Consider the following 15,758-nt stretch of genomic DNA (forward strand, 5'->3'; position numbering starts at 1 on the left):
GGTGATTTCATGAAGATCCGTCGTACCCTCGTTGCCGCTGGCGCCGCCGTTGCCATCGCCTTGGCCGGCACCCCTGCCGCCTCCGCTGCCCAGGCTCCGCAGCCGCTGGCTGATGTTTTGACCCAGATCACGAACGTTGCTGGCTACGATGCGCAGAACGTCATTCTTGTTCCGGCAGCCCTGTCGTCCTTGGGCTTCTTCCTGAACGTTCTGACCTAGTAAGCACATCCCCATTCACAGAATCATTCAAGGAGAAACAATGAAGAAGATCCGTCGTTCCCTCGTTGCACTTGCCGCTGCATCCGCCATCGCTGTGGCTGGTACCCCGGCCGCTTCCGCTGCGACTTACCCGGAGCCGCTGAACCAGGTTATGGACAAGATGGTTGAGTACGGTGGCCCACAGGCCCCGAACCTCCTGCTGGTTCCGGCTACGCTGTCCACCATCGGCTGGCTGCAGGCAATCATCGCTAGCTCCTCCGTGCGCTAAAAGCCGGAAAAGCCAACCTCACTGTCACCGCCGCGCGCCTTTGTGCGTGGCGGTCTTGGTGATCGTGCCACCTGTGCGGCGGGAGCTGTAGAGATGCTAAACCGCCCTCACTAACTGAAATTCAATCAGTGAGGGCGGTTTTGGCCGAGCGAAAAGGCTGCAGGCTACTTGGCCTCGGTGTAGCCCTCTTCGGACTGGGAATCACGGTCGAACTCGCCGGACTGCAGCGGGGAGGCGGACACGGTGGCATCGACCTCGATGGTGCCGGTGTTGAAGGTGAACGTGACTGGACGGGAGCCGCCGAAGGCGAAGCCATCGTTCTCCAGGGAGGTGGTCACGTAGGTGACGTTGTTGTCCTTCTCATCCTTCGGAAGGTTCTCCAGGTTGGTGGCGGAGTCACCGTACAGGGCCTGATCGCGAGCGATCGGGGTGGCGCCTTCGAGGACAACGTCCTGGCCATCGACGGTGACGGAATCGAGGGTGACCTCTTCTACCTTGTAGCCCTCGTTCACAGCGATGAATTTCAGGGAGGTCTCACCGGAATCCGGCTCAACCTGAATGGTGACGTCACGTACGGTCACCTTGCCATCTTCGGTGCTGGCAGCTGCACCGTCGACAGCTGCAACCTTCTCTGCGGTCTGCGCAATATGGCCGGCAGAGCAGGACGCCAGCGCCAGCGCGGAGAGGGCGGTAACTGACATGATGGCACCGCAGCGAGCGGCGGACTTCAGGGACTGCACTGTGAGTGTCCTCCATTGAATTGCGATCACAAAGCTTATCAACGCCTTAGCCTAGTACCTATCCGGGAAAAGCACACAGTTTCCAGCAAACACCTTGGGTAAACCGGGGGTAGCCGTGCTTCACGGCATCCTCGTCGTGGTGTATGGCCTACTCCTGGTTGCCTCAGCGGGCGGGGGTGAAAACCCGCGTGCTAGAATTGACTCCCTGTATATGCGGCCCATCGAGCGCATGTCGCGCGCACGACTGGGCACCGTCTCAAAGGCTTCACAAGGAGTGGCAATGGAATTTAAGGTCGGAGAGGTCGTCGTCTACCCGCACCACGGCGCCGCCAAGATTACGGCGATTGAAACGCGTGAGATGGGTGGCGAGACCCTCGAGTACCTCGTCCTCCAAATCAACCAATCCGACCTGGTTGTGCGCGTTCCCTCCAAGAACGTTGAGATGGTCGGCGTCCGTGATGTTGTGGGTAAGGAAGGCCTGGAGAAGGTCTTTTCCGTGCTGCGTGAGGTGGATGTCGAAGAAGCCGGCAACTGGTCCCGCCGCTACAAGGCCAACCAGGAGCGTCTTGCGTCCGGTGACATCAACAAGGTGGCCGAGGTTGTTCGTGACCTGTGGCGCCGCGATCAGGACCGCGGTCTGTCCGCCGGTGAGAAGCGCATGCTGGCCAAGGCGCGTCAGATTCTCGTCGGTGAGCTGTCCCTGGCCACTCCGGTTGATGACAAGAAGGCCGACACCATGATGGAGGAAATCGACGCCACCATCGAGCGTCACCGCGCTGCTGGCCTGGTGGATGACAAGTCCATCACCACCGACGTCGATAGCGACATCGATCTTGATGACCTCTCCTTCGACGACGAAGACTAAACCCCGCGTCATTGCGCTCGTCGCCGCCGCGGGCAAAGGCACGCGCCTCGGCGCGGATGTGCCTAAAGCGTATGTCGAGCTGCGTGGGCGCACCCTGGTGGAGCGCTCCGTTCAGGCCATGGTGACCTCCGGCATCGTCGATGAGGTTATCGTGCTGGTCAGTCCGGCGATGGAAGACTTCGCTGCACGCATCCTCGAGCGCGTTGCCGCCGATATCCCCCTCCGGCTCGTCCATGGCGGTGGCGAGCGCGCTGATTCCGTCTGGGCCGGCCTCCAAGCAATCCCGGACGAGGACGCCGTGGTCCTCATCCACGATGCCGCCCGGGCATTGACGCCTCCGGGAATGATCGCGCGCGTTGTCAAGCGCGTGCTCGATGGGGCCGTCGCCGTTGTCCCAGTTGTGCCCGTGGCGGACACCATCAAAGAAGTCGAGGGGGAGACTGTCCTGTCCACCCCGGATCGCTCGCGGCTGCGTGCGGTGCAGACGCCACAGGGCTTTAACCTCGCCGCGCTGCGCCGCGCGAACCTTGATTATTGGGAACAGAACCCGGATTTCATCGCCACGGATGATGCCAGCCTCATGGAATGGCACGGCGCGCGCGTGGAGACCGTGCAGGGTGATACCTTCGCTTTTAAAATCACCACTCCCATCGATCTCGTCCTGGCCACAGCCGTGACGGATGAGGCCGAACCGACCATCTTTGAGGTGCCTAGTGACTAACCCCATCATCCCGCGCGTTGGCATCGCCACCGACGCCCACCAGATCGAACCCGGCAAGGAGTGCTGGATTGCCGGCCTGCTTTTCGAAGGCGCAGATGGCTGCGAGGGCCACTCCGATGGAGACGTGGTGGCGCATGCGCTTGTCGACGCACTACTGTCCGCCTCCCACCTCGGTGACCTCGGATCCTTCGTGGGCGTGGGCCGTCCCGAATATGACGGTGTGTCCGGTGCGAAGCTGCTGCGCGAGTGCCGCGAGCTGCTGGAGAAGGAAGGTTTCGCTATCGGCAATGCGTCTGCACAGCTCATCGGCCAAACCCCGAAGATGGGTCCGCGCCGCGAAGAAGCCGAATCGGTGCTGAGTGAGATTCTTGGCGCACCGGTCTCCATTTCTGCGACCACGACTGACCGCCTCGGCTTCACCGGGCGCGAGGAGGGCCGCGCTGCCGTGGCCACCGCCGTGGTCTGGCGCGCCACCGAGTCCTAACGTAAAGTCGAGGGAGAGGAGGCTGCCGTGGCATTGACAATGCGAATTATAAATACCGAGGCCCTGCGGGCTCGGTATGGGGAACTCCTGCATGCCTTAGAAGTAGCCATTGGGGCGAACCTTAGTTCTGAAGATCTGCGCATGCTCGCAGAATCCGGCCGTTTTTCCACGGAAGAGCGCGACCTTTATGACGAACTCCGTCGCGTAGAGCTGATGCTTGAACGCTAAATGACGGTGCGCATGGGGGGACTAGGGCAACATCTGACAGCAGAATTCTTTAACTGGGTGCATGCCGTGCATCTGAAGGTGTTGCCCCTCAACGAAGATTCCGACATTCAGGTGTGGACAGACCTCAATCCGGACGATGGTACAGCGTTGTTGGAATTACACGCACCATTGGTTTATGGGGTAGGAAGCCAGAGAAGTCAGCGCGTTTCCTACAGTGACCTCTTCGAATCCGTTGTTCGTTTGGGATATAACGTTGAAAAGACGAGTACGCCAGTTGATACTGACGCGCGGGAGCATCGGCCGTGGTGAATTCCTAACTCAGGGTCAATTAGACTAGGCCGAGTGAGTACTTTGCGCATTTTTGACACCGCCACCCGCACCCAACGTGACTTTGAGCCGGTTCGCCCCGGCCACGCGTCGATTTATCTGTGTGGTGCCACCCCGCAATCCCAGCCGCACATTGGCCACCTGCGCTCCGGCGTGGCTTTTGACATCCTGCGTCGCTGGCTTATCGCGCAGGGCTATGACGTGGCACTGGTGCGCAACGTCACCGACATCGATGACAAGATTCTCACCAAGGCTGCGGAGAATAACCGCCCGTGGTGGGAGTGGGTATCCACCTACGAGCGCGAATTCACCAAGGCCTACAACACCCTCGGCGTGCTTCCGCCGTCGGTGGAGCCGCGCGCGACGGGCTTTGTCACGCAGATGGTGGAGTACATGCAGCGGCTTATCGACGCCGGATTCGCTTACGCTGTGCCCGGCGAGGGTGATGCTGGTTCCGTCTATTTCGACGTCGCCGCGTGGAATGCCGCCGAAGGCTCTGACTATGGTGCGTTGTCCGGAAACCGTGTCGAGGAGATGGAGCAGGGCGAGTCGGAGGCCGAAGGCAAGCGTAGCCCGCAGGATTTTGCGCTGTGGAAGGCCGCCAAGCCGGGCGAGCCGTCCTGGCCCACCCCGTGGGGTAGGGGCCGCCCCGGCTGGCACCTGGAGTGCTCGGCGATGTCCACCTACTACTTGGGCAGCGAGTTTGATATTCACTGTGGTGGTTTGGACCTGCAGTTCCCGCACCACGAGAACGAGATTGCGCAGTCCCATGCGGCGGGCGATAAGTTTGCCAACTACTGGATGCACAATCACTGGGTGACCATGTCCGGTGAGAAAATGTCGAAGTCCCTGGGCAACGTGCTCTCCATCGCCAACATGCTGGAGATTGTTCGCCCAGTAGAGCTGCGCTACTACTTGGGCTCCGCGCACTACCGCTCCGTACTCGAGTACTCTGAGTCAGCTCTGACCGAGGCCGCCGCGGGCTACCGCCGCATTGAGGAATTCGTGGCCAAGTTCGAGGGCGTCGAGAAGGGAGAGTGGACCCCGGCTTTTGAGGAAGCCATGAATGATGACATCGCCGTGCCGAAAGCGCTGGCAGAAATTCACACCTCGGTGCGTGCGGGCAACAAGGCGCTTGCTGAAGGTCGCCGTGACGACGCTGAGCGCCTCGCCCGCGCCGTGCGTGCCATGGCCGCGGTTCTTGGCTTTGATCCGTGCGATGAACAGTGGAAAGATAGTGGCGAAACACGCGGCGCTGATGCGGCACTGGACGTTCTGGTCCAGGCTGAGCTGGAACGCCGTACCACCGCCCGCGCAGAGAAGGACTGGGCTACTGCGGACGCTGTGCGCGACCGCCTGACCGCCGCGGGTATTACTATCACTGACACCGCTGACGGCCCCACCTGGTCCATGGCGGACTAACCGTCCTTGGGCTAGGCCAAGGACAACAAAGGAGAAGAACCATGGCACGCACCCACGGCCGCGGCGGCGCGGGCGCCCGCAAGTCCAATAAGAAGGGCGCTACGAAGGGCTCGGGCGGTCAGCGCCGCAAGGGCCTGGCTGGAAAGGGCCCCACGCCCAAGGCGGAGGACCGCATCTATCACGCCAAGCACAAGGCAAAACTGGAGCGCGAGCGTCGTAACTCGGGCCGCCACCAGAAGGAAACCGCAGAGATGGTTGTGGGCCGCAACCCGGTCATCGAGTGCCTCCACGCCAAGGTGCCGGCCACCTCGCTCTACATCGTGCAAGGCACGCGCAACGACGCCCGCCTGTCGGAGGCCGTGGCCATGTGCAATACCCGCAACATCCCTATCCTTGAGGTGCAGCGCCACGAGATGGATCGCATGACCGGCAACGGCATGCACCAGGGCATTGGCCTGCAGATTCCGCCCTACAAGTATGCCGAGGTCCACGACCTCATGGACCGTGTCCGCGATGCCCAAGAACCGGGCATGTTTGTCATCCTCGACAACATCACCGACCCGCGCAACCTCGGCGCGGTTATCCGCTCCGTCGCTGCTTTCGGCGGCCACGGCGTCATCATCCCGGAGCGCCGTTCGGCCTCCGTGACGGCGGTGGCGTGGCGCACCTCGGCCGGTACTGCGGCTCGTTTGCCGGTGGCTCGCGTGACCAACGTGACCCGCACGGTGCAGGATTTCCAGAAGGCCGGTTACCAGGTCGTGGGCCTCGACGCGGGCGGCGAGCACACGCTCGACACCTACACCGGTGGCACTGACCCCGTCGTTATCGTTATTGGCTCTGAGGGCAAGGGCATCTCGCGCCTCGTCCGCGAGAACTGCGATGCCATCATGTCCATCCCCATGACCGACTGGGTTGAATCCCTCAACGCCTCTGTGGCGGCAGGTGCGGTCCTTTCGGAGTTCGCCCGCCAGCGTCGCGCTGCGAAGTAACAAGTAATTTGGAAGGCGTCGCGTTGTGTGGCGCCTTTTTGTTTGCCTCCAATGTGTCTGCTGGGCAGCTCCCGCCGTCCTGGTCGCAAATGTCCAGGGCTGGAAACCCAGACCACCTGTTCGCATTTTCACGCGCTTGCCGACGCCCTGCAATCCACCAGAGAGCTGCGGATTGAGGCCTGGATATTTGCGCGGAGTTGATGAATCTGCGAAAGGTAACTTTTGACACTTGAATGCGGTTTAGGGGCAGCGTATATCATTCAGTAGCGCGCGCTATAAGTTCGGATTCTTCTCAAGAAAGGAATGCTTATGAAAGTGAGCATGTCTAAGCGAGCAGTTTCAGTAACTCTCGCAGGTTTGTTGGCGTTGGGTGGTACAGGTGTTGCTGGGGCCACGATTGTAAATATCGATGGCGGCACGTGGGACTACGGTACGGGTAGTGGCCAAGTTTGGTCGCACTACTTTCACAATGGGGTGCGGCACGGTTCAACTGCTGTTGGTACCTTCAAGTCGGATAGCGGTTGCGTCAACAAAAACACTTGGTCACGAGCAACAGCTCCCAAGAAGCCCTCTGGAAATAAGTCCTATTACCGACACTGCTAAGGCTCGATGAAAACTTCAGTCAGACTACTAACCGTAGGGATTTTGCTCTCTACGGTTATTAGCGCATTCATTGCCTTTGTCGGAGCCAGCCTCTTATCGACTCTGGATTATCGGCTTGGCAACGAGTTTGTCCAGATCGAAGACTTCAAACCTGACAGTCACACAGAAACACTGTTTCCTGAGCTTTCTGAATTTGCAGGGGACTCAGGATTTGACGTATCGATTTATTACTCCTCGCTAGCTGATTCGGATGGTGAGCTGCGAATCTACTCCTCGGCTCTGCCTTCAGGTGTAGCTAACTTTGAGTCTCAAAAGTTTCAGAGAGGCGAAAAGCTTGTTTGGTATCCATTGTCGGAAATTCCGACTAAGGAACCGCGCCAAGTTTTTATCATTAAAGGATCGGAAAACGACGCTCGAGACCTAACGACATGGTTGGAGGAGCGCGGGTATTCCGTGATAGGGCTCCAGAACTTGACTTGGAGTTTCGTCATGACTTCGTCGCTGCCTTTGTTGGTCGCGGCTGCTTTTCTACTCGCGCTCGTGTTGGGTGGCGGGCACTGCCTAGTGCGGGCTCGCGAAATCGGCATTCACAGACTTTTGGGGCTAAAGCTATCGCAGACGCTAAGGCTTGATGTAACGCGGCTTGCCAAGCAAACATGGCTACCATTTTTTCTTGCGATCATTTTTATTGCGGCGGCATTGTATCTTTACAACGACTGGGCAGAAGCGACGTTGTTTTGGGCCTTTTTCGGCGTTTCTGTGTTGCTCCAATGGGTCGGTTTGGCGCTGGGCTATGTGCTCGGGCAGTTATTGGTTCGAAATATTTCGATCCCGCAGGCCATCAAAGGCAAGGTTCGGGCGCGTCCAATTACCTACGCACTGTATGCTGTCCGGCTATTGGCACTCTTGACGAGCCTGACGGCACTTTCGCAGATGGTTGATACCGGTGCTGAGGTGTCCGCGCGAGAGGAATTGCAACCGTATTGGAGCGGACATGCCAATGAGCAAGAGTTTGCCCTGAGCTCGAATATCACTCCGGATGAAAAAGAACAGGCTGCAGCTGCAGCGCCCTTGCGTCAGGCGGACCGCGAAGGAAAGCTACTCTTAGCGGATCCTTTTTGGCTTACCTGGCCGACTCAACTGGAAGCCCCGGTTATTCTCAGCAACCATCGGTTCGCCGTTCAAGCTGGTGTTTCCCCTTCTGAAGAAGACGTAACCGTTTGTGCTCCCGTTGCCCTCAGTGAAGAATCCAAACAGACGATTATTGACTCCGTTGCATTTGAAGCCGAACTCGCGAAGAAGAAAGTTCCAGATTTTAACTGGAAAGAGGATTGTTCGCTTGGGCAAGTCTTTTCCTATGACGTTGAGCTGCGGCCAGTAATTAATGACCCCATTGTGGTCTCGTTACCAGTGGGGCTTGAAGCTATCGGTGACCGGAATTTACTCGCGAAAGCCTCGCAGAAAGTCCTCCTTGCCATCGAGCCAACTGTCGTTGGTGAGCTGAAAGATGGGACGGTGGGCAAGGTGCTTGCCACGGCACAACCGCATGCTGATTCCTGGCGATCGTCCCTTGAGGAAGCCAAAGATCAATTCAGCCTTTGGTCGTTAAATACGGTCGTAGCGATATTACTGGTTTCCTTGTTAATCGTCGCGGGGCTTTTCAGTTTCCAGGTGGCGTTCCGGCGAGAGCTCTATGTTTCCTTCATTTGTGGGCGCAGCCCGTGGAAGATGTGCAGGAAGATTCTGCTGGCCGAGCTATTCTTTTTCGTTACCACCATCGGCTGGGTTTTGTATCGTTTGCGCGAGCATAAGGAACAACTGGAATCGCACTATCCATCAACGTGGTCGATGGGGTTTGAAAACAGGTGGTCCACGGCAACCGTTCTTGCTGTCGTCGCATTTTCGATCGTGTGGATGTGTATTTCAATCGGTTTGACCTGGTGGATTAGTGCGCGAAATCAAATGCGCTGGACAGACAGCGAGGGAAATTAGGATATGGAAATTCAGGTTGAAGACCTTCACTACAGTGTGAAGGGAAAAATGATTCTTTCCGGCCTTACGCGGTCTTTTGCGGCTGGCCGGGTGACTGCATTAACCGGTGTCTCCGGAAGTGGGAAAACCACCCTGTTGAACCTCTTGGGCGGTCTGATCTCGCCGGACAAAGGCTCAATCATGTGGGATGGAAACAACATTGCATCGCTATCGGCAGGTCGACTGCGCAAGTATCGACGCGAATGCGTTGGGTATCTTTTTCAAGATTACGGCTTGGTTCCTGACCTCACCGTTGTCGACAACGTGAAGCTCGCAGCCAGTAACGTTTCGCGCCGTGCTTTCGACGAGGCGCTAGACAGCGCTTTGGCGCAGGTTGGTTTACGCGGCTATGAAAAGCGTGTGGTCAGCGGCTTGTCGGGCGGCGAACAACAACGAGTAGCCTTGGCGAGGATCCTCGTTTCCAAGCCCAAAATCGTATTGGCGGACGAGCCAACCGGTGCGCTTGACGAGGACAATGCTCAGCTGGTTGTTGAACACCTTCGTGCTTTCGCTGACCAAGGCGCCGTTGTCGTCGTCGCGACGCATTCCAAGCATGTAGCCGACCAAGCAGACTGCGAGGTAACGCTTTAGTGTGGCGATTGAAATACTCGGATATGCCGTGTCTGCTCGCTGGCATCCGAGACGATGAGCAACCGATACTCGATGAGCTAAGACGCTACTTCCTCTGGCCCCAGGTTGAATGTGCGTCCACTCAAAGGGAGCTGCTGAATGCATTGTCTCGCTCACAGGAGCAATTGCTGGTGTTGTGCGAGCGCAAAGACTCGGCGACCTGGGTATGGGATATACAAGAGTTAAAGAGCAGCGATTTCATTTACTTGGTGGATTATTCACAGCATTCGCGTGAGAAGCTTCAAAAGGCAATCAATTTGCGCGCGTCTGCATATTGTGTGGTTACCCGGGAAGCTCGCTCCGGCCATGGGGGCCTTAAATTAAGTTGTTGCTTCGATATAAACGGCGTAGCTGTTGGGACAATGCCTGAACCAGATATGCAGCGAAACCTCGAGCGACTATCCGCAATTCAGCTTCGAATTCTAAACGGAATTGTATGTGGGCACTCAAATAATGGCATCGCGGAAGAAACACATCTTTCTGTGCCGATGATCAAGAAAATAGTTTCCCAGCTGCTTGACATCTTTGCTGCAGAGAACAGAGTCCAGTTAGCCATCAAAACCTTACCCGCTATGGGTTGAGCTGCCAATCCTGTTGCAAATTCCCAGGGCAGGAAAACCAGACCTCCTGTTCGCATTTTCACGCGCTTGCCGACGCCCTGCAATCCACCAGAGAGCTGCATTTCCAGGGCTGGGTAGGTGGTGGGGGAGGCGAGCCGCGGGGCTAAAAGCCGAAGAAGTCCTCCACCACCTGGGCTGCGATGAAGCTATCGGTATTCGGGCCCAAGCGCGCGTCGAGCCCGTTGCCCGAGGGGATGACGTGGCCCACGCCTTCCATGGTCCACAGTTCGACGGGGTTGTCACCTTCCCAGGAGTGCAAAGACACATCAGAAAACGGGCGGGTTACCTTGGCCTTAGAGCAACCGTTCATCGTGGCGAAGCACTGCGCAGTCCACAACGCGGAAGTAACCTCGCCGCGGGAGCTATTCGCGAGGCCAGCTTGGCCGCCTTCATAAGGCGCTAGCGGGTCCGCAGTGCCGTGCATCATGAGAATTGGGGTGGGCTTATAGCCCTCGGGATTAGACGGCGCATGGTTAGCGCCGCTGCCCATCGTCGAGGCGAAGATGCAGGCGCCGTCGAGGAAGCCGGGGGCGTCGAAAAGCAGGCGTATTACCATCTGCCCACCGTTGGAATAACCGCAGGCGTAGGTGCGCTGCGTGCCGTATTCCTCCTGCACGGTGGCGGCGACGTGCTGGAGAAAGGCGACGTCGTCAATGCCAAGCTCACGGGCCTTGACCGGCAGTACCCCGCGGGCGTCGTTGAAGTGCCTATCCACACCGTCGGGGTAGACAACCACCGTGCCCGTGCGGGCGGCGAGCTCATCAAAAGTGCCGTTTGTAAAGCGCCGCATCACGCTGCCATTTTGCAGCGAACCGTGGAGGAAAAGCAGCTGGTTCGGGCCGGGATCTTCCGGCGCGACGACGGTGTATTTACGCTTGAATCCCTGAAATTCCACGATGGTCATGGAACAAAAGTTTAGTCGGGGTGGGCGCAGTGCTCGTCGTGGGTGCTGGTGTGGTGCTTTTCCGAATCGCTGCGGCCCTCGAAGTGAGCTTTGGTGACGCGGGCGGCGGCGATGTCGTCGCGAACCGCGCGGCGGTTGCGTAGCCAGCCGATTAGACGGCAAACCAGGTAAATGACAAAAGAAATAGTGGTCACGAAGACCGACACCGGCAGGCCCGGCGCTAGCGACAGAATAAACCCTCCCACGGCGGAGACCTCCGCGAAGATGGTTGCCCACACCACCGCGCGCAGCGGGGAGGAGGTAATCTGCACTGCCGCCGCGCCCGGCGTGATGAGCAAAGCCATGACGAGCAGCGAGCCGACGATCTGCACCGACTGCGCGGCGGTCAAACCGACGAGAACTGCGAAGACCACGGAGAGGGCTTTCACCGGCACGCCCGCTGCCTGCGCCATGACAGGGTCCGCGGAGGCAAAAAGAAGCGGGCGCCACAAAATAGTAACGGCTGCGACAATGATGATGGTCGTCGCCGCCAGCAGCCACACGGACGCCGAAGATACACCGACGATTTGTCCGGTCAGCAGTGTCATTGCGGTGTTGGCGTTGCCAGGGTAGAGGTGCAGGAATAACACCGACAAGCCTAGGCCAAAGCTCATGACCACGCCGATGGCGCTGTCCTGTTGGCCTTTGAGGCCGAGCACCGCCAGGATGATGGCGGCGACGATGGCGCCGGCAATTGCGCCGAAGCCGATGTTCAGTCCGAACAACAGCGCTGCGGCCGCACCCATGAGCGCGAGCTCCGAGGTGGCATGTACTGAAAAGGACATCTGGCGCAGCACAATTAAGGAGGTCATCACGCCAGAAAGGATGCCCAGGAGTGCGCAGGCGATGAGTGCATCCTGTACGAAATCGACGCCCAGCAGGTACTGGGTGTCCTCGAGGAACTTAGACAACGATGAGCCTCCCATCGACGTTGAGGACCTTCACGGACGAGCCGTACAGCTCCGAGAGCACCTCCGAGCGCATGACCTCATCCACCGTGCCGAACATGTGCCCGTTGGGCGCGAGGTAGAGCACCTTGTCCACCACACCCAGCACGGGATTGATGCCGTGGGTGACGAAGAGGATGGAGGTGCCGCGTTCGTGACGCCACGCATTGAGCTTCTCGACGGTCGCCTGCTGCCTTCCCGGGTCCAGCGACAGCAGCGGTTCATCGGCAAGGATGAGTTCTGGGTCGTTGGCGAGGGCTTGCGCCTGGCGGATGAGCTGCTGCTGGCCGCCGGAGAGCTGGCCCACGCGCCGATCCGCTATGCCCGTTGCGCCGACTTCCTCCAGCAGCGCGTCGACGCGGTGGTGGGGTGGGCGGCGGCGTCGGAAAGCGCCGTGCGCCAGCGACAGGGACACGAGGTCGCGGGCGCGCAGCGGGAGGTCAGCGGGGAACATGCGCTGTTGGGGGATGAAGCCCACGCGACAATCGACGTCTACCGTGCCCGTCGTGAGCTTCCGCGTTCCCAGGATGGTTCCGAGGAGCGTCGATTTCCCCACACCGTTGGGCCCCAAAACGGCGATGAACTCGCCGCGGTCCACGGCGAGATTCAGCTCCGACCACAGTGGTTCCACTGCGGCATTGTGAAAGGAGACAAGCACTTAAGCGGCCTCGAGAGCGCTGACGGCTTCCTCGTAGTAGTCAAGGAAGTTGGTGTTCTCCGGCGGGGTCTCTCCAATCTCGACGACCGGGATGTCCTTGTCCTCGGCGGCCTGTCGGATGCGCTGGGTCATGTCGGTTTCGGTTTGCGGGTTGAAGATGAGCAGGTCCACCTCGCCGTTGGTGATGGCCTCGAGGAAGCTCGCTAGGTCAGCGGCACTCGGCTCGCCCTCGGCAACGGTGGCCTTGCGGTAGCCCTCCGGGGTGACGTCGGTGCTGTCGGTGTACTTCATGATGTAGTCCGCAATCGGCTCGGTCTGCGCGTAGTTCTTCGTGGGCAGCTTCTCGACGCGCGCCTTAATCTTCTCCACCCTCTTCAGCAGCGGGTTCGCGGTGGCCTTGGCATCCGGGTTGGTCTTGTTGACCATGGCCGCGACCTCGGTGGCGACTTTCTCGATGGCGGCGGCGTCGTACCAGACGTGCTCATTGCCTTCGATGTTGGTGATCTTCTCCGGGTGCTCGGCGGCGATCTTCTTGGCCTCGTCCATGCTGACGTGCTCGTCGCTATGCGCGTGCTCGTGCTCATGGCCTTCTTCGTGCGCGTGTTCGTGGCCCTCGTGCTCGTGGCCTTCTTCGTGCGCGTGTTCGTGTTCGTGGCCTTCTTCGTGCGCGTGCTCATGATCATGACCCTCGTGGTCGTGGTCGTGGTTGTGCTCGGTCAGCGGAAGGGCGTGGATGATGTCGTCCTGGTTCTTCACCGCCTGGTAGAGCCAGGCGTCGTAGCCGCCGCCACCGGCGATGATGACATCGGCTTCGTTGGCCTTGGCGATGTCGGCAGCTGTTGGCTCGAAGTGGTGAGGGTCTACGCCGTTGCCGGTGACAATGGCCTCGACGTCGACATTGACGTCAGTCTTCGCGGTGTCCACCACTGCCTGAGCTACGTCAGCCCAGATGGAGGTCGAGGCGACGACGTGGATGGCGTCATTTTCAGCGTCTGCGCCATCAGAACCGTTGGCATTGTCGCTGCTGGAGGAACAGGCAGTCAGCGATGCGCAGCCAAGGGTGGCGGCGAAGAGGAGGGCGGTGGGGCGGCGCCAAGCGCGGCGTGAGAGGGGTGTAGTCATGTAGCCCATTCTAACGTGTTAGTGAAAAACGTTGTCAAATGATAATGAGTTGAAAAAGGGTAAGGTAACCGGCATGTCCACTCGCAGCACGACGCTGGCCTCCCTCGCCGCCGAACTCGGGGTCTCCCGCACCACGGTGTCTAACGCTTACAACCGCCCTGACCAACTGGCACCGGCCACCCGCGAGCGCATCCTCGCCGCGGCCGCTGCGCGCGGCTACACGGGTCCAGACCCCACCGCACGCAGCCTGCGCACACGCCGCCAGGGCTCGGTGGGGGTTCTGCTCACCGAGCACCTGTCCTACGCCTTCGAAGACATGGCTTCGGTGGATTTTCTCGCGGGCATGGCGGAGGCCTCCGCGGGCGCAAGCACCACGCTCACGCTCATCCCGGCAGGTCCCGACACGGTGGGCGCGCCTGACGACGCCCACGCGGCCCAGCTCGTTGGCTCAGCCGCGGTGGACGGGTTCGTGGTGTACTCCGTTGCTGCGGGTGATGCCTACCTTGAGGCCGTGCGGCGCCGCGGTCTGCCCGTCGTGGTGTGTGATCAGCCCACGGATTCCGGCTTGCCCTTCGTCGGCATCGATGACCGCGCCGCGATAGCACCGGCGGCGCGAGCACTTGTTCGCGCCTCCCATACCCGCATTGGCATCCTTGCCATCCGCCTGCACCGCGAGCGCCTCGACGGTGTGGTCTCGCCAGAGCAACTCGCAGAGGCTGATATGCACGTCCAGCGCTCGCGCGTGGTGGGAGCTCTCGACGTTTTTGCGGACGCGGGCCTGCCGCCGGAGTCGATTCCGGTGGTTACCCGCCACATCAATGATGCGCGCACGGCCTATGCGGCAGCGGAGGAATTGCTGAACGCGCACCCAGAGCTCACCGCGGTGTTGTGTACCACGGACTCGATGGCGCTCGGTGTCCTGGCCTATGCCCGTGACCATGGAATCGCAGTTCCCGAGCAGCTCTCCGTCACTGGCTTCGACGGCATTGCCCCAGCACTGGCCGTGGGCTTGAGCACCGTTGTGCAGCCCAATAAGGCGAAGGGCGCCGCAGCCGGACACATGCTGGCTGACCTCATCGACCGCGCCGCCAGTGAACCCGCTCCCCGCGCTGCCTCAGTCAAGAGCGAGGAGTCGCCGCGGAAGGTCCTGCGCACGAGCTTCCATGAGGGCCGCACGGTCGCGCCGCCGAACGTCTAGTGCAGTGCTCTGCCGCGGGCAGTGGCGAGCTGCTCGAGGAAATCCGACACCGCGGCGATGTCGGGCACGCGGTGTGCGGCCTGGGTTGCGCCTTCGCCGACCTTCACGCCGAGGTCCGGCGGCTGGTTGAGCACGGCAAAGCCATCTTCGTCGGTGGTGTCGTCCCCGAGGAACACCACCGACGTGGCGCCAACACGCTCCCGCAGGCCCGCAATCCACGTGCCTTTCGTCGCCTGCGTGGCGGAGAATTCGACGACACATTTGCCGGTTGTCTTGGGGTAACCATCCGCGCTCAACGCCGCGCCCTCCGCATAAGCAGCAGCCGCGGCGGCAGGGTCCTGTAGCTCCAAAGCACGCAGATGCAGCACGCGCTGGAAGGGCTTGACCTCCAGTTCCGCGCCGGGATGGCGGGCAATGATCTCCTTGATCTCCGCTTCCTTCCGTGCCAGGTGCGCTTCCATTTCTGGGGTGAGGGAGGAGTCCTCCCACGAAGATTCCGCGCCATGCGAGCCGCCCATGAGTACCGGCTCGCGCAGGGGGCACACACGCTTGAGGCCGTCCAGGTGGCGGCCGGACAACACCGCCACCGTGGTGTTCGGCAACTGTGCCAGGGCCGCGAGGGCGTCGAGGGAGCGCTGCTCCGGCGTTACGGCATAAGGGCTGCGAGCAAAACCCGCCAGCGTGCCATCGAAATCGGAGACCACCGCAAGGTGCTGTGTTGAGGCAAGAGCATCGATCATGCT

General features: G+C 60.1%; 20 protein-coding genes. 14 read left to right on the top strand and 6 right to left on the bottom strand.

Translation table 11 applies throughout. The annotated features are described in order from the left end of the window. Positions 1-9 precede the first annotated feature (9 nt). Together M5J09_RS05450 and M5J09_RS05455 are read left to right on the top strand one after the other, a co-directional pair. Positions 10-219, top strand: a complete 210-nt coding sequence (locus M5J09_RS05450; RefSeq protein WP_070537326.1) for a hypothetical protein — start codon at positions 10-12, stop codon at positions 217-219. Between the two features lie 40 nt (positions 220-259). Next, positions 260-487, top strand: a complete 228-nt coding sequence (locus M5J09_RS05455; RefSeq protein ID WP_070537325.1) for a hypothetical protein — start codon at positions 260-262, stop codon at positions 485-487. Between the two features lie 164 nt (positions 488-651). Here M5J09_RS05455 and M5J09_RS05460 read toward each other — a convergent pair whose 3' ends face one another. After that, entirely contained in the window at positions 652-1,227 is a 576-nt protein-coding gene (locus M5J09_RS05460) for a hypothetical protein (protein ID WP_239181080.1), read from the bottom strand. Positions 1,228-1,507: 280 nt separating this feature from the next. Here M5J09_RS05460 and M5J09_RS05465 point away from each other — a divergent pair, with 280 nt between their 5' ends. The 11 genes from M5J09_RS05465 (at position 1,508) to M5J09_RS05515 (ending at position 10,108) form a co-directional block, all read left to right on the top strand. Then, a complete protein-coding gene (locus M5J09_RS05465) occupies positions 1,508-2,092 on the top strand; it encodes a CarD family transcriptional regulator (RefSeq protein ID WP_070537323.1) in 585 nt (194 codons plus the stop codon). Beyond that, positions 2,064-2,813 (top strand): 2-C-methyl-D-erythritol 4-phosphate cytidylyltransferase, encoded by a 750-nt coding sequence (gene ispD / locus M5J09_RS05470; protein WP_239181081.1) that lies wholly within the window; start codon positions 2,064-2,066, stop codon positions 2,811-2,813. Before M5J09_RS05465 ends, ispD begins: the two co-directional genes overlap by 29 nt. Beyond that, the gene (ispF, locus tag M5J09_RS05475; RefSeq protein WP_239181082.1) at positions 2,806-3,297 is read left to right on the top strand and encodes a 2-C-methyl-D-erythritol 2,4-cyclodiphosphate synthase; all 492 of its coding nucleotides are present in this window, start codon (positions 2,806-2,808) and stop codon (positions 3,295-3,297) included. The genes ispD and ispF overlap by 8 nt, the downstream gene beginning before the upstream one ends. A 27-nt stretch (positions 3,298-3,324) precedes the next feature. Next, a complete protein-coding gene (locus M5J09_RS05480) occupies positions 3,325-3,525 on the top strand; it encodes a hypothetical protein (RefSeq protein ID WP_042532302.1) in 201 nt (66 codons plus the stop codon). Beyond that, positions 3,526-3,834 (top strand): hypothetical protein, encoded by a 309-nt coding sequence (locus M5J09_RS05485; RefSeq protein ID WP_257157233.1) that lies wholly within the window; start codon positions 3,526-3,528, stop codon positions 3,832-3,834. It begins immediately after the preceding gene. A 33-nt stretch (positions 3,835-3,867) separates the two neighbouring features. Beyond that, positions 3,868-5,274, top strand: coding sequence for a cysteine--tRNA ligase (gene cysS / locus M5J09_RS05490; RefSeq protein ID WP_257157234.1), 1,407 nt, complete (start codon positions 3,868-3,870; stop codon positions 5,272-5,274). Positions 5,275-5,315: 41 nt separating this feature from the next. After that, positions 5,316-6,263, top strand: a complete 948-nt coding sequence (rlmB, locus tag M5J09_RS05495; protein WP_257157235.1) for a 23S rRNA (guanosine(2251)-2'-O)-methyltransferase RlmB — start codon at positions 5,316-5,318, stop codon at positions 6,261-6,263. A gap of 321 nt (positions 6,264-6,584) precedes the next feature. Continuing rightward, positions 6,585-6,866: a lactococcin 972 family bacteriocin gene (locus M5J09_RS05500; protein WP_186302166.1), complete on the top strand. Its 282-nt coding sequence runs from the start codon at positions 6,585-6,587 to the stop codon at positions 6,864-6,866. A gap of 6 nt (positions 6,867-6,872) precedes the next feature. After that, the gene (locus M5J09_RS05505) at positions 6,873-8,858 is read left to right on the top strand and encodes a hypothetical protein (RefSeq protein WP_257157236.1); all 1,986 of its coding nucleotides are present in this window, start codon (positions 6,873-6,875) and stop codon (positions 8,856-8,858) included. A gap of 3 nt (positions 8,859-8,861) precedes the next feature. Next, the gene (ccmA, locus tag M5J09_RS05510; RefSeq protein WP_042532294.1) at positions 8,862-9,488 is read left to right on the top strand and encodes a heme ABC exporter ATP-binding protein CcmA; all 627 of its coding nucleotides are present in this window, start codon (positions 8,862-8,864) and stop codon (positions 9,486-9,488) included. Positions 9,489-9,631: 143 nt separating this feature from the next. Next, positions 9,632-10,108, top strand: coding sequence for a hypothetical protein (locus tag M5J09_RS05515; RefSeq protein WP_257157237.1), 477 nt, complete (start codon positions 9,632-9,634; stop codon positions 10,106-10,108). A 142-nt stretch (positions 10,109-10,250) separates the two neighbouring features. Here the strand turns inward: M5J09_RS05515 and M5J09_RS05520 are convergent, their stop codons facing one another. From M5J09_RS05520 to M5J09_RS05535, 4 genes are read right to left on the bottom strand one after another with little or no spacing between them, the layout of a single operon-like run. Further along, entirely contained in the window at positions 10,251-11,051 is an 801-nt protein-coding gene (locus M5J09_RS05520) for a PHB depolymerase family esterase (RefSeq protein WP_257157238.1), read from the bottom strand. Positions 11,052-11,062: 11 nt separating this feature from the next. Further along, entirely contained in the window at positions 11,063-12,016 is a 954-nt protein-coding gene (locus M5J09_RS05525) for a metal ABC transporter permease (protein ID WP_257157239.1), read from the bottom strand. After that, positions 11,994-12,695 carry a metal ABC transporter ATP-binding protein gene (locus M5J09_RS05530; protein WP_042532286.1) on the bottom strand — a complete coding sequence of 234 codons (702 nt, stop codon included), beginning with the start codon at positions 12,693-12,695 and terminating at the stop codon, positions 11,994-11,996. Before M5J09_RS05530 ends, M5J09_RS05525 begins: the two co-directional genes overlap by 23 nt. After that, complete coding sequence (locus tag M5J09_RS05535; protein ID WP_257157240.1) at positions 12,696-13,817, bottom strand: metal ABC transporter solute-binding protein, Zn/Mn family; 1,122 nt, start codon at positions 13,815-13,817, stop codon at positions 12,696-12,698. It abuts the gene before it with no gap. Positions 13,818-13,890: 73 nt separating this feature from the next. On the opposite strand from M5J09_RS05535, the gene M5J09_RS05540 reads away from it, so the two are divergent. Next, positions 13,891-15,015, top strand: a complete 1,125-nt coding sequence (locus M5J09_RS05540) for a LacI family DNA-binding transcriptional regulator (protein WP_144792278.1) — start codon at positions 13,891-13,893, stop codon at positions 15,013-15,015. Here the strand turns inward: M5J09_RS05540 and otsB are convergent. Beyond that, positions 15,012-15,755, bottom strand: coding sequence for a trehalose-phosphatase (gene otsB, locus M5J09_RS05545; protein WP_257157241.1), 744 nt, complete (start codon positions 15,753-15,755; stop codon positions 15,012-15,014). The two genes, M5J09_RS05540 and otsB, sit on opposite strands and share 4 nt — an antisense overlap. Positions 15,756-15,758: the final 3 nt, after the last annotated feature.

The sequence above is a fragment of the Corynebacterium sp. BF-R-2 genome (assembly GCF_024586525.1).
Lineage (GTDB): Bacteria > Actinomycetota > Actinomycetes > Mycobacteriales > Mycobacteriaceae > Corynebacterium > Corynebacterium singulare.